The organism is Paraburkholderia mimosarum LMG 23256 = NBRC 106338 (assembly GCF_000739815.1).
GTDB lineage: Bacteria > Pseudomonadota > Gammaproteobacteria > Burkholderiales > Burkholderiaceae > Paraburkholderia > Paraburkholderia mimosarum.
The window spans coordinates 37273-50550 of the sequence record NZ_BBJJ01000023.1 but is presented as its reverse complement, the minus strand read 5'-3'; the positions used below and the strand labels follow the sequence as shown (position 1 = coordinate 50550).

At 63.9% G+C, this 13278-nt stretch carries 11 protein-coding genes and 2 tRNA genes; 7 read left to right on the top strand and 6 right to left on the bottom strand.

Features of this window, described 5'->3' with window-relative positions:
* Positions 1–60: 60 nt before the first annotated feature.
* The 4 genes from BMI01S_RS18380 to BMI01S_RS18365 all read right to left on the bottom strand — a co-directional run bounded on the left by BMI01S_RS18380 (position 61) and on the right by BMI01S_RS18365 (position 3969).
* Complete coding sequence (locus tag BMI01S_RS18380) at positions 61–858, bottom strand: hypothetical protein (RefSeq protein WP_154671264.1); 798 nt, start codon at positions 856–858, stop codon at positions 61–63.
* A gap of 688 nt (positions 859–1546) precedes the next feature.
* Complete coding sequence (locus BMI01S_RS18375) at positions 1547–2308, bottom strand: YoaK family protein (RefSeq protein WP_028212280.1); 762 nt, start codon at positions 2306–2308, stop codon at positions 1547–1549.
* Positions 2309–2435: 127 nt separating this feature from the next.
* Positions 2436–2927: an LEA/WHy family protein gene (locus tag BMI01S_RS18370; protein ID WP_028212279.1), complete on the bottom strand. Its 492-nt coding sequence runs from the start codon at positions 2925–2927 to the stop codon at positions 2436–2438.
* Between the two features lie 163 nt (positions 2928–3090).
* Complete coding sequence (locus BMI01S_RS18365; protein ID WP_028231143.1) at positions 3091–3969, bottom strand: LysR family transcriptional regulator; 879 nt, start codon at positions 3967–3969, stop codon at positions 3091–3093.
* A 97-nt stretch (positions 3970–4066) separates the two neighbouring features.
* On the opposite strand from BMI01S_RS18365, the gene bla reads away from it, so the two are divergent.
* The 5 genes from bla (at position 4067) to BMI01S_RS18340 (ending at position 9667) form a co-directional block, all read left to right on the top strand.
* Complete coding sequence (gene bla, locus BMI01S_RS18360; protein WP_028231142.1) at positions 4067–4948, top strand: class A beta-lactamase; 882 nt, start codon at positions 4067–4069, stop codon at positions 4946–4948.
* A gap of 200 nt (positions 4949–5148) precedes the next feature.
* Complete coding sequence (locus tag BMI01S_RS18355) at positions 5149–6891, top strand: methyl-accepting chemotaxis protein (protein ID WP_028231141.1); 1743 nt, start codon at positions 5149–5151, stop codon at positions 6889–6891.
* A gap of 267 nt (positions 6892–7158) precedes the next feature.
* Complete coding sequence (locus BMI01S_RS18350; RefSeq protein WP_081723425.1) at positions 7159–9369, top strand: TonB-dependent siderophore receptor; 2211 nt, start codon at positions 7159–7161, stop codon at positions 9367–9369.
* Between the two features lie 81 nt (positions 9370–9450).
* A tRNA-Leu gene (locus BMI01S_RS18345) sits at positions 9451–9535 on the top strand.
* A 56-nt stretch (positions 9536–9591) separates the two neighbouring features.
* Positions 9592–9667: transfer RNA gene (locus tag BMI01S_RS18340), tRNA-Ala, on the top strand.
* Positions 9668–9781: 114 nt separating this feature from the next.
* On the opposite strand, the gene BMI01S_RS18335 is transcribed toward BMI01S_RS18340, so the two are convergent.
* A complete protein-coding gene (locus tag BMI01S_RS18335; RefSeq protein ID WP_028212274.1) occupies positions 9782–10282 on the bottom strand; it encodes an Lrp/AsnC family transcriptional regulator in 501 nt (166 codons plus the stop codon).
* Positions 10283–10475: 193 nt separating this feature from the next.
* On the opposite strand from BMI01S_RS18335, the gene BMI01S_RS18330 reads away from it, so the two are divergent.
* Positions 10476–11492, top strand: a complete 1017-nt coding sequence (locus tag BMI01S_RS18330) for a 1-aminocyclopropane-1-carboxylate deaminase (protein ID WP_028231140.1) — start codon at positions 10476–10478, stop codon at positions 11490–11492.
* A 266-nt stretch (positions 11493–11758) separates the two neighbouring features.
* Here BMI01S_RS18330 and BMI01S_RS18325 read toward each other — a convergent pair whose 3' ends face one another.
* The gene (locus BMI01S_RS18325) at positions 11759–12382 is read right to left on the bottom strand and encodes a glutathione S-transferase family protein (RefSeq protein WP_028231139.1); all 624 of its coding nucleotides are present in this window, start codon (positions 12380–12382) and stop codon (positions 11759–11761) included.
* A 180-nt stretch (positions 12383–12562) separates the two neighbouring features.
* On the opposite strand from BMI01S_RS18325, the gene BMI01S_RS18320 reads away from it, so the two are divergent.
* Positions 12563–13222: a glutathione S-transferase family protein gene (locus BMI01S_RS18320; protein ID WP_028231138.1), complete on the top strand. Its 660-nt coding sequence runs from the start codon at positions 12563–12565 to the stop codon at positions 13220–13222.
* Positions 13223–13278 lie beyond the last annotated feature (56 nt).

Below are 13278 nucleotides of genomic sequence, written 5' to 3'. Positions count from 1 at the left end.
GGTCTCTCTCCCGCCTTGAATGGGTGTTAGGGAAGACATCGTTATGTTATGGAATCCTGCTCAATGGGCGACGCCGGGCGGCGCGGTGGGCTTCCATCCGTTTTGCACGATCGCCCGTTCTTGCGCGTCGACGCCGTTGTCGTTGCTGACCTCCCCTGGCGTAGCCGGGGCAGTGTTCGTCGTGGCGGTCGTGGTGGTCGTGGCGCTTGTCGCGTTCGTTACGTCCGGCAGCGGCGGTGGCGTGGCTGATTCCCAATCTTGAGAGGAAGGCAGCCGCACGGTGCCCGCAGCGTGCGGCAATGGCGCCGCCGCAGCCCCTCGCGCGTGTTTCGTTGACCCTGGCAAGCTGGGCGAACTGGGCGGTGGATTGAGCGGCTTCCAGGCCGTCGCCAGGATGGCGCGCTCCATCATCGACCGCGCATCGACGCTGCTGGAATCGATGGCGAGCGCCTCCGAAGCCTGTTGCTGCACGCAGGCCCAAGCACGCTGCGTCGCACATTGTTCCGCGTTTTGCAGCGCGCTGTCACGCCGTTGCTCGCGCGCCGCGATGTCGCGTTGTACCGCGCGTGCCTCCTCGTTGCCCGCGTCCCGCGTGAGCGCGGCATTGACCGCCGCTTTCGCGTCGAAGAGATTATTTTCCGCAAGGCTGGTGCGCGCGACACGCAAGCTATCCGCCACATCCGTGAACTGCGGCTCGGCGCGCGGTTTGGACGCGCCGGGTTGCACTCCCGTTTGGGCATTAGGGGGCGTCACGTCCATCTGTTGTTGCGGCGAGTAGGGCGAAACGGAGCCGCCCGAAGCGTGCAGGGTTTGTTCGCTAACCGTGCCCTGCCGCTCGCGGTTCATGCCGAACAACATATAGACGCCATACGCGATAGCGAGAAGGAAACCGACAAGGAAAACGCCCCTCGGGAAAATCCATCGCCGAACCTGCGGGAGCGGCAACGCGTGCGAGAGAGACGAGGCATGCTGGTGGTCGGGCGTCGCTGGCGCTTCATCGGATGGGGGCAAGCCGGCCGGCCACAGCTTCGCGGCCGCAGGCACGGGAGGCGCCGCGGCAGCGGGACCGAGAGCGCTGAATGTCGCTTTGGGGTGCGTGCCGAGCGCAACGGTGTCGAGCGGACGGTCGGTGCCACAGTAAGGGCAGTAATCGACGTGCTGGTAGAGCACGCCGCCGCAGCGCTTGCATGCAGCGGGGAACCTCTGGTCGCGATTAATCTGAGCGGACATGTCTTCGTCCCACCGGTATGGCGATGCCATTTCGGCATGCTCAGAATCGTCGTTGAAGCGATCGGCCAGGCCGCGCGGAACTCACGATCTGCATGCGCACGAGAGCGGCGGGGCTGGACCGAGCGCCGCCGCGTGAGGAAAATATGGGTGATTTCCACCAGCGCGTCAATCGCCCTTGTTGCCTGGCGCACATAGGCGATGCCGCGTTTGCGTTTTAACGCCTTTAAAATGGGGATTTTTCGGCGCATGCACGTTTCGCGTGCACGGCGCTTTTATGTTTGTTTTCGAATACGCGTGGTGTGACCCTGCAATCCGCTCATCCCAGCTCGCGTAGCGGCAGGCGCCGTAGATCGTCGGTGACCGGGACGCCGGCCAGGACGACGAGCAGCATCGACAACGGCACCCCCGATGCGAATCCGAAATGCCGGAAGGCAAGGGCGCCCACTATACCGCCGAAGACGAACATGCCGAGCAGCGATGCCAGCACGCGCACGCGCTGCATGTCCGCGGCAACGTGGTGCGCGGCCGAGGTCGGCACGCCCCAGTTCCAGTACAGCGCCTTGCCGAGTTCGATGCCCAGATCCGTCACGATGCCGGTTACATGCGTCGTCCGGATCTCGGCTTGCGAAATTTTCGTGATCATGGCGTTCTGTACGCCCATGACGTAACAGAGCAGCGCGACGGTGACCGGCACGAACAGAAGGCGATGCACCTCGAGATTCGCGCCGAGCGCGGCGAAGCACAGCAGCAGGGCGGCTTCGAGCAGCAGCGGCACGGCGTAGACGCTGAGCGCGCCGCGGCGGCGTCCCCAGTTGATCAAGATGGCTGAAGTCGCCGCGCCGCACGCAAAGGCCAGGATGGCGCTGAGCGCGGAGAGCGCGAGCCCGGAATTGCCGAGCGCGACGTTGTCGGCCAGGGACGAAACAATGCCGGACATGTGCGACGTGTATTGCCCGACAGCGAGAAAGCCGCCCGCATTCGTGGCGCCGGCGATCCAGGCCAGCGCGCGGCCGAGCCTGAGGTTGGTTCGGTCAGTCCGTTCGATCGAGGTGAAACTGCGAAGGTAGGGGATGGGCACGGCGGCTTTCCGGCGGGAGGCATCGGCGATGCATAAGTGTACGTCGCGTGTCCTTGTCGGCAACGTACTATCCGCTACATTCAGCCTGCGGTGAGTTGCCGCAGGGGCGTGGCAAACCGGCAAGCGGTCACGGGCCCATCAGGCTTTGTGTGGGCAGCGAGAGTTTGCCATGGTCGACGAAGCGGGCGCCGCCCCCGATTCCGCCTGCGAGGCGCCCGCGAAGCTCGTACGGGAAACTGCCCGAACTCGCGCTGCCCGCGAGGGCGAACGCCTGGCGCACGGCGGCAAACGCCGGAACGGTCAGCGGCACGTCGATCACCGTTTCGCCGAAGCGGGGCACTACGCCGCTCTGATCGCTGACGCCGCTGGCGAAGGACTGCCCGTTCAGATCCAGTTGCAGCGAAACTCCGCTGAACTCGACTGGCGTGTCGTTGGGATTCTGGACGCGCAGCTTCACGTTGAAGCGCATCTCCATCCCTTCGCCCTTCAGCGGGTCGATGCCCGCTACATTGACGCGCAGCGGCTCCTGCCCCATTCCCGCACAGCCGCCCAATCCGGACAGGATGCACAAGAGCAGGCACAGCAGGGCAGCCGAGCGATGGGCAAGGGAGGCTGGCATGGCGAGTACCTCGTCCGGGGAGTCTGCGGGTGTCGGTTAGTGTAGCGTCGTTCCGTTTCAGGCAAACCGAAAGGGCCTTTGCGGTTCGTCGCCTGTCGTCGGCCGCTGTTTCAGAAAGTGCGCGAACGCTATCGAGCGCGTTGCCTGCCGGAATCGACCGGATTCACGATTCCTCGCCGCCGCCGGCTTCTTTCACGATCCATTGACTGAACACGCGCATGGCCGGTGTTGCCGTTTTTCCCTTTTGCGACGTGAGCCAGTAGCTGCCCGCCTGGACCTCGATATCGAATGGCCGCACGAGGCGGCCCGCGGCGAGATCGCGTTCGAACATCGAAGCCGGGGCCAGCGCGATGCCCGCGCCTTGCATCGCCGCTTCCACCATGAGCCGCGACGAATCGAACACCGGCCCGCGCACCGGGCGCGGCACGAGTCCGGCCGCTTCGAACCAGAGTGTCCAGTCGTCCGCGCGATACGAGCGCAGCAGCTTTTCGCTGGCGAGATCGGCGCACGTATGCAGGCGCTGCGCGATGTCGGGTGTGCAGAGCGCGCTAAGCGGCGCGTCGAACAGCTTCCTCGCGCGCGAACCCGGCCAGGTGCCGTCGCCAAAGCGTATGGCCAGGTCGAGGCCTTCTCCGGCGAGATCGACCAGATTGTTGTTCGTCATGATGCGCAACTCGACGAACGGATGCGCCTCGTGAAACGACTTCAGGCGCGGCATCAGCCAGCCTACCGCGAAAGTGCCCACGACTCCCACGGTCAGCACCTCATGAAAGTGGCCGCCCTCGAACTGCCGCAGCACGGCCTCGATGCGATCGAACGCATCGGTGAGCACGGGGCGCAGCGCCAGGCCTTCGTCCGTGATCGCAAGGCCTCGCGGCAAACGCTTGAAAAGCGTTGCGCCTAGACGCTCCTCGAGCATTCTCACCTGCTGGCTCACCGCCGCCTGAGTGACGTTCAGCTCGCTCGCCGCGCGTGTGAAGCTCAGGTGGCGTGCCGACGATTCGAAGGCGCGCAAGGCATTGAGAGGCAGATACGGTCGCATGATCGAGCAATAAGATTTTCTGGGGTTTCGAGCAACTTATCATCGTTTGTCGGTGCGTGGCGAATACGCAATAGTGGCGGCTGCTCAAGGAGAAGCCATGATCACGAGACGTAGATTCACCATGACGATGTTGGGAAGTGCGATAGCTGGAGTTGCATCTGAGGCATTCGCCGCGGGCGCGGCACGCGCCGATGCGTTCGAAAAGCAGCTCGCCGCCATCGAGGCGCAGGTTGGCGGCCGGCTCGGCGTGGCGATGCTCGACACCGCAAGCGCTCACGTGCGGGGACGGCGCATGCACGAGCGCTTTCCGATGTGCAGCACGTTCAAGCTGCTGCTCGCATCGGCTGTGATGGCGCGCAAGGATCATGGCGAAGAAGACCTCGCACGCAGGGTCGTCTATTCGCCCGCGCAGGTCGTGTCGTATTCGCCCGTTAGCGGATCGCGCGCGGGTGGCGAAGGCATGACGGTTGCCGAATTGTGCGAAGCCGCGCTCACGCGCAGCGACAACACGGCGGCCAATCTGCTGCTCGAGAGCGTTGGCGGGCCGTCGGCGATCACCGCATTCGCACGCGGCCTGGGCGACCCGCTCACGCGGCTCGACCGCAATGAGACGAGCCTCAACGAAGCGATACCCGGCGACCCGCGCGATACGACCACGCCTGCCGCGATGGTCGCGAACCTGCACGAGCTGCTGCTCGGTGAGCGTCTTTCGGCGGCGTCGCGCGAACAACTCATCGCGTGGCTCGTCGCCAACGAGACCGGCGACGCACGCTTGCGCGCGGGCTTGCCGAAAGAATGGCGCGTGGGCGACAAGACCGGCACCGGCGACAGAGGCACCGCTAACGATATCGCCATCGTCTGGCCAACCGGGCGTGCGCCCATCCTGGTGGCCACGTATCTCACCGGCGCGACGCGTGCAAGCTCGGCGCAGCGCGACGCGGCGATTGCGAAAGTGGGGGCCTGCATGGCGAATTGTTGAAGTAAGGGCGGTGCAGCGCGAGTGATTTCCGGTTCGGATCGCGACGTAAAAGACGATAGTTCGCTTTCCTAAATAGCAATAAGAGACCGAACGTTCGCTGCATCTTGCGCCATCCTTCCGCGCCGTTATATTTGCAACAGTGTCTCAATTTTTCTGCGCCGTGGTCGTCAATAGGGGTGACCTCTCACTACGGCGTACTCATGTCATTCCTCACAAGAATCAAGATCGGCCCGCGTCTCGGCGCAGGCTTTGCCATTGTGTTGCTCCTGCTTGGCGCGGTTGGCGGGATCGGGCTCATTCAGACGTCGCGCGTCTTCGATGGCACGCAGGAGATCGGCTCGAACTGGCTGCCTAGCGTCGAGACACTCGGCAACTTGCGCAATCAAGCGCAGGACGTGCGGCGCATCTCCCTGCGCATGCTGCTCACCAGCGACGCCAGCGAGAAGGCCTCACTGCGTGACCGGCGCGCGCAGATGATCAGCCAGTTCGGCACGCTGTACGACAGCTATTCGAAGCTCGTTTCCACCGGCGACGAGCGCCGCCTCTCCGACTCGATCGGCACCGCATGGTCGCAGTATCTCGAAGAAGACAAAAAGATCGATGCCCTCGCCATGACGGCCGATGGCGGTTCGATCGATGCACGCGCAGCAGTTTCGACCGCGTCGGCGAAATCGTTCCAGGCGCTGATCGACCTCATCAACCAGGACGTGACCCTTAACCACAACGGCTCGACTGCCGAAGTCGCCGCCGCGAAGACGGCTTACCAAAGCGCATTCGCATGGACGGTTGGCCTGATCGTCGTTGCAATTGGTTTTGGCGCCGCGATCGCGCTCTTCATCACGCGCTCGATCACGGGGCCGATCGCACGAGCGGTGGAAGTGGCCGAGACCGTTGCGCGCGGCGATCTGACCGCGCGCATCGAGGTGCATGGCAGCGACGAGGCGAGCCAGTTGCTCGGCGCACTGCGCCATATGAACGAGCGGCTCGTCGATCTGGTGGGCCGTGTGCGCTCGGGCAGCGAAGGCATCGCGACGGCCTCTGCGCAGATCGCGGCGGGCAACACCGATCTGAGCCAGCGCACCGAAGAACAGGCTGCTTCGCTCGAAGAAACGGCGGCGAGCATGGAAGAGCTCACGGCGACCGTCAAGCAGAACGCCGACAATGCCACGCAAGGCAACACGCTGGCGGCCCAGGCATCGCAGACAGCGACGCGTGGCGGCGAGGTGGTGGGTCGCGTGGTCGATACGATGCGCGAGATCGCGAGCAGTTCCGAGCAGGTCTCGCAGATCATCTCCGTGATCGAAGGCATTGCGTTCCAGACCAACATTCTCGCGCTCAACGCGGCCGTGGAAGCGGCGCGCGCGGGCGAGCAGGGCCGCGGCTTCGCGGTCGTGGCCGGCGAAGTGCGAACGCTCGCGCAACGCAGCGCGACGGCGGCGCGCGAGATCAAGGAGCTCATCATCGTTTCGGTCGATCGCGTGAACAACGGCACCGCGCTCGTGGATGACGCGGGCCGCACGATGGGCGAGATCGTGCAATCGGTCAAGCGCGTCGCCGACTTGATGAACGAGATTTCCGCGGCTTCGGGCGAACAGCGCACGGGCATCGAGCAGGTCAACCAGGCTGTCACGCAAATGGACGAAGTCACGCAGCAGAACGCCGCGCTCGTCGAGGAAGCGTCGGCGGCGGCGCAATCGATGTCCTCGCAGGCGGCGGCGCTGCGCGAACTCGTCTCGGTGTTCAATATCGGCTCGGCGGGTCGCCAGGCGGCAGCGAGCGTTGCGTCGACGGCGCCGGTCGCTGCGAGGGCGACGGGCAAGCGTGCCGTGTCTTCGAAGCCTGCTGCCGCGCGCGCGCCGTCCGCTCCCGTTGCGCCTGCGCCAAGGGCGGACCGGCGCGAACCGGTTGCGGCGACATCGGACGATGACTGGCAGACTTTCTGATGGCGCTCTGAAGTAAATCGCGCAGACGCTTTTTCAACGCCCCGGTCAGCATAACCGGGGCGTTTCGCATCGGGCGGCCGCTTCGCGGCTCGCGCCGCGTCGGCCTTACATTTGACCCGACGCCTTTGTTGTATTTCCCCTACAAGGCGTGAGTTGCTCCTCCGTAATGAGAATCAGTCGCATTATTATCTCGACTCTTCCGCTGACCGGGGCCGGATGACAGCACCCCCGGGACAGCGCTGGTTGAACGCAAGAAGAAGGGAAAGCATGGCTTCGGGGAAGCGCGCGCCACAGACGCGCACGCAACAATGGCGCAAGACTTGTGCACACGCAATCATCACCTCGACGCTGGCGGCGAGCATCACCGGCGTTGCACACGCGGCGCACGCAGCCGATGCCGACGCGGCGAGCACAGCTGCGAACCCCGCGGCAAACCTCGCGGAAAACCCAACCGCACCCGCCGACGACGCCCCGCAGCTTGCGCCTGTCAAGATCACCGGCACGAAGACCCAGGGCTACGCGCCGCAATCCGTCGAAACCGGCCAGTACCGCGGCATGGATGCGCTCGCCGTGCCGGCCACGGTGAACGTCGTCACGCGCGCGGTCATGGACGCCCAGGGCGACACCGGCCTCTACGACGCGCTGCGCAACGTCGCGGGCGTGACGCGCCAGCAGCTCAACGGACTGGCCTACGACAATCTCTCGGTCCGCGGCATCCCGCTCGACAACCGCTCCAGCTTCTATCTCGACGGCCTGCTGCCCATCGACAACAACATCTGGATGCCGATGCAAAACAAGGAGCGCGTGGAAGTGCTCAAGGGCGCGTCCGCGCTGTACTACGGCTTCGGCGCGCCGGCGGGGATCGTCAACATGGTGCTGAAGCGCGCGGGCAGTGAGCCGGTGACGAGCATTTCCGTGCTCGGCGATTCGCACGGCTCGATCGGCGCCGCCGCCGACATCGCCCGCCGCTTCGGCTCGGACAACGAATTCGGCATACGGGTGAACGCGATGGACGAGCACGTCGAAACCCCCATCGACGGCGATCGCGGCTATCGCAAGTTCGTGAGCGCCGCGCTCGACTGGCGCGTGAGCGACAAGCTCAAGCTGCAATACGATCTCGAGCACATCGAAACGCGCGTCGTCGAGCAGGCCGGCATCGCGCCGCTCACGGCCGTGAACGGCAAGATCGCGCTGCCGGCCATGCCCGACCCATCGAAGCTGCTGGTGCCGAACGACAAGCCCACCACCGCGAGCGCCACCTCGCAGCTCGTGCGCGCCGACTACGCGTTCAACGATCACCTGAGCGCGATGCTCTCGCTCGGTCAGTCAATCACGCGGCGCGACCGCTGGGCCTGGGTGTTCCAGAAGTACAACGTCGCGACCGGTGCGGGCACTTTGCAAGGCAGCCAGCAGTACGGACAGATGTACGAGAACAAGAACGTGCGGTTCGAAGTCAATGGAGACTTCAGGACGGGGTCGTTCATGCACACCGTCACGACGGGCGTGGTGCAGAACTGGCTGTTTCAGCCGGACTTCACGACATATACGTATACGGCGGCGCAAAATCTCTACGATCCGGTCGACATCACGTCGCTCAAGCAGAGCGGCAGCGCGCGCCAGTTCTACGCGCAGCACGTGCGCAACAGCGGCGTTTATCTATTCGACCAGATCGACATCACGCAGCGCCTGCAAGTGGTGGCCGGCGTGCGCCGCTCGGAGTACAAGACCTCGCAGGCGGGCACGCCGAGCAGCGATATCAATCACACATCGCCCTCGGGCAGCATCACGTACCGCATCACGCCACAGACGAGCGTCTACGCGAGCTATGTCGAGGCGCTCGAATCGGCGGGCAGCGCGCCGGCCACGACTGTCAACGCGAACCAGATCCTGCCCGCGGCGGTGAGCCGACAGCAGGAAGTGGGCGTGCGCACGCGCTTCCCCGGAAACACGCTCGTATCGCTTGCGCTTTTCAATCTCAAGCAGGCCAGCGCCGGAACGAACGCCGACAACGTCTATGTGATGGACGGCAACGCGCGTTATCGCGGCGTGGAGTTCTCGGTGCAGGGCGGCGTGACGAACAACGTTTCGCTGAGCGCGTCGGCCGTGTATCTCGACGCGAAGCAGATCGACTCCTCCGATCCGACGCTTGTTGGCAAGACTCCGGAAAACACGCCGCGTGTGACGGCGAGTGTGTTCGCCGAATATCGCGTGCCGGTGCTTGCGGGTCTGTCGGTGAACGGCGGCATCTACTACGTCGGGCCGCGCCAGGTGAACAACGCGAACCAGGCGCAGATCGGCGGCTACACGCTGTTGACCGCGGGACTGCGTTACGCGACGCGCGTGTACGGCAAACGCGTTTCGGTGCAGGCGAATCTGGAGAATGCGGCCAACCGGCGCTACTGGAGTGCGGCCGGGTCGAATCAGCTTGCCGTGGGGCTTGGACGCACGCTCGAGCTGACGTCCACGCTGGAGTTCTGAGCGCCGCGCCCGCGCGTTAAAAATTCCTCACGCAGGGCCTTCAAAAATGCGCGGGGACTCGATACAATGGCGACCCTTCAAGCCCAGGTGGCGAAATTGGTAGACGCACTATCTTGAGGGGGTAGCGCTGAAAGGCGTGCGGGTTCGAGTCCCGCCCTGGGCACCAGTCGCAAGCGTATGAATCTGCTGCAACGGTAGATTCGTGCGGCAGCCGTTCTGCAAGGGGGTATAGCTTAGCTGGGAGAGCGCTTGCATGGCATGCAAGAGGTCAGCGGTTCGATCCCGCTTACCTCCACCAACAGAACGGCAGCAGCAAGGGTAACTTCGCAGCATCATCATCCTGTTTCGCTTCCGCTACGTTCCATCGAAACTTAGTCGTCCTCTGCAAAGGATCGACTCCGCGCCTCTGTGGTCACAGCGGCAAAGCGTGCGTCGAAAGAATCTCCTTCAACACCATGAAGCTGCGCACCTGGCGCACGCCCGGCAAGTACAACAGCTGCTCCGCATGCAGCTGGTTGAAGCTCTCGTTGTCGCGCGTGCGCACGAGCATGAAGTAGTCGAATTCGCCAGTCACGACGTGACATTCCACGCAGCCTGACACCTTCTGGGCCGCTTTTTCGAACGCGGCGAACGCTTCGGGCGTCGAGCGATCCAGCACGAAGCCGATCACCACCAGCATGCCCGCCCCGAGCGCCTTCGGGTCGAGCAGCGCGACGATTCCTCGTATCAGTCCCATCTCCTTGAGCCGTTCCACGCGCCGCAGGCACGCGGGGGCGCTGAGCTTCACCTTCGCGGCGAGGCTGACGTTCGAGATCGAGGCGTCCTGCTGCAAATGCCGGAGGATCGCGCGATCGATGCGATCGAGGGCGGCTGGCTCATTCGGCGCCGCGGATGGGTGTCTGGTTAATTTCATTGCGTCCGTGCCTCGTTTAGCGAATTAAACATTTACGACGATGGGAATCATCGATCTAAACGTAGGTCGAGGGAATTATTTTCGCAAGCTCATTTCGCGGCAATCCGCCTACCATTCCTCCATCGGGTTGCGCTTGCGAGGCGCCCCGACCGTTGATTACGCCCTGTGTGAACCGACCTTCCGGAGCCATCCGATGAACCTCCAGCGCTTCCCCCGCTATCCACTGACGTTCGGGCCCACGCCAATCCAGCCGCTCCAGCGCCTGAGCCAGCATCTCGGCGGCAAGGTCGAGCTCTATGCGAAGCGTGAGGACTGCAATAGCGGCCTTGCGTTCGGCGGCAACAAGACGCGCAAGCTCGAATACCTGATTCCCGACGCACTCGCGCAAGGCTGCGACACGCTGGTCTCGATCGGCGGCATCCAGTCGAACCAGACGCGCCAGGTTGCGGCCGTCGCCGCGCATCTAGGCATGAAGTGCGTGCTGGTTCAGGAGAACTGGGTCAACTATTCCGATGCTGTTTATGACCGCGTCGGCAACATCCAGATGTCGCGCATGATGGGCGCGGACGTGCGGCTCGTGCCGGACGGCTTCGATATCGGCATCCGGCCGAGCTGGGAAGAGGCGCTCGAAAGCGTGCGTGCGGCGGGCGGCAAACCGTATGCGATACCGGCGGGTTGCTCCGAGCATCCGCTCGGCGGCCTGGGTTTCGTGGGCTTTGCCGAGGAAGTGCGCGCGCAGGAGGCGCAACTGGGCTTCAAGTTCGACTACATCGTGGTGTGCTCCGTGACGGGCAGCACGCAGGCGGGCATGGTCGTCGGCTTCGCGGCGGACGGGCGCGCGGAGCGGGTGATCGGCATCGACGCTTCGGCTACGCCGGAAAAGACGCACGCGCAAATCACGCGCATCGCGCGGCATACTGCGGGCCTCGTCGATCTGAACCGCGATATCACCGGGAAAGACGTGATTCTCGACACGCGTTACGGCGGCCCCGAATACGGTCTTCCCAACGATGGCACGCTGGAGGCGATTCGCCTGTGCGCGCGGCTGGAAGGCGTGCTCACCGATCCCGTGTACGAAGGCAAGTCGATGCATGGAATGATCGACAAGGTGCGCCGCGGTGAATTCGAGCCGGGCTCGAAGGTGCTTTATGCCCATTTGGGCGGCGTGCCGGCACTGAGCGCTTACAGCTTTATCTTCCGCGACGGTTGAGACGAAGCGAAAGTCGCTTGCGCGCCCGCAGGCGCTCTCGCGTCATGGTCTTTGACTTCGATCACGGCGCGCGTGGCCGCGCGCATCGACAATGAGCACCGTCTACACGTCGTGGGAGTGCCGGGCTCTCTAGCCTCTCCTACGAATTGCGCGCCGGGCTTTCAGCCCGGCGTTTTTTTTCGAAGCTGCAATCGCAATCGCAATCGCAATCGCAATCGCAATCGCAATCGCGAACGGAAGGCGAGCGGTCCCGAACGCACCCCTCGTCAGGGCGTCCCGTTTCTGCAATGCGCGGCGAAGCCGGGCCGTTCGGCCAGGCGATCGAAATACCGGGAAACGGCAGGCAAGTGCGGGTGATCGAACGGCGTGCCGAACCAGCGGTTCACCGACAATCCAATGGGAATATCCGCGAGCGAAAACTGCTCGCCGGCAACGAACGCGCCGGTTCCCTGCAACTGCGCGTCGAGAATGCGCATATGCCGGGTCCAGTTCTCGATCGAAAGCGCAATCTCGCTCGGCGCCTGGTGAGCGGGCGACGCTCGCACCAGCCCGGGAAATGCATAGCTCCACGAACGGTTCAGGTCGGTCGCTTGCCAGTCCATCCACTGATCGACACGCGCACGCAGCATCGGGGCGGCCGGATAGAGATGTGCGCCGCCGTAGCGCGACGCCAGATAGCGGATGATGGTATTCGACTCCCAAAGAACATAATCACCATCCTTGATGACCGGCACGAGCGCATTGGGATTCAACGCGAGGAATTCCGGGTCATGCGTCGTGCGAAAGCCGGTTCCCCAATCCTCTCGCTCGAAGGGAAGATTCAGTTCGACACAGGTCCACAGCACCTTGCGAACATTGATGGACGACGCTTTTCCGAGGATCTTCAGCATATCGAATGGAAAGAGAGGAGGAACATGCGAGTCCAGGATACGTCACGCGTGCGGCCCACGCCATATACACTTCTTGGCGCGCGTGCCGTTGCAGTTCTCGCCGGCGCTTGCAATCCGCTCGCAATCCGTGCATGGTTCAACGACTTGCCGGCGGCAGCCGGCACGAAAGGAGACTCGACGATGTCGCTAGCGCTATATGGCCATCCGTTCTCTTCGTACACGCAAAAGGTGCTGATCGCGCTGTACGAGAACCGCACGCCCTTCGAATTTCGCAGCATCGGCCCCGAAACGCCGGGGCACACGGCAGAGTGGCTGCGGCGCTGGCCGCTGCGCAAGTTCCCGCTGCTCGTGGATGGCGAACGCAACGTGGCGGAAACAAGCATCATCATCGAATACCTGCAACTCGCGCATCCCGGCCCGGTGCGTCTGCTGCCCGCCGACGCCATGGACGCGCTCGAGGTGCGCTTTCTCGACCGCTTCTTCGACCTCCATGTCATGACGCCCGTGCAACGCGCGGTGGACGGCGCGCTGTCCGGTGATCCTTCAATGCGCGATGAAGGGCGAGCGTTTGCCACGGAAAAACTCGAACTCGCCTATGCGTGGCTCGAAGGCCATCTCGCGGGCAGGAACTGGGCCACGGGCGAGAACTATACGATGGCGGATTGCGCGGCTTCGTCATCGCTTTTCTATGCCGACTGGACACATCGCATTCCCGGAACGTATCCCTTGCTGCGCGCATATCGCGAACGCCTGCTCGCCCGGCCTTCGTTCGCGCGGGCCGTGGAAGAGGCGCGGCCATACCGTGCGCTCTTTCCGCTCGGCGCGCCCGATCGCGATTGACGGCTCGCCCACGCGGCATTTGGTAAGGCTTGCTAATCACATTAACGAGCACCTGA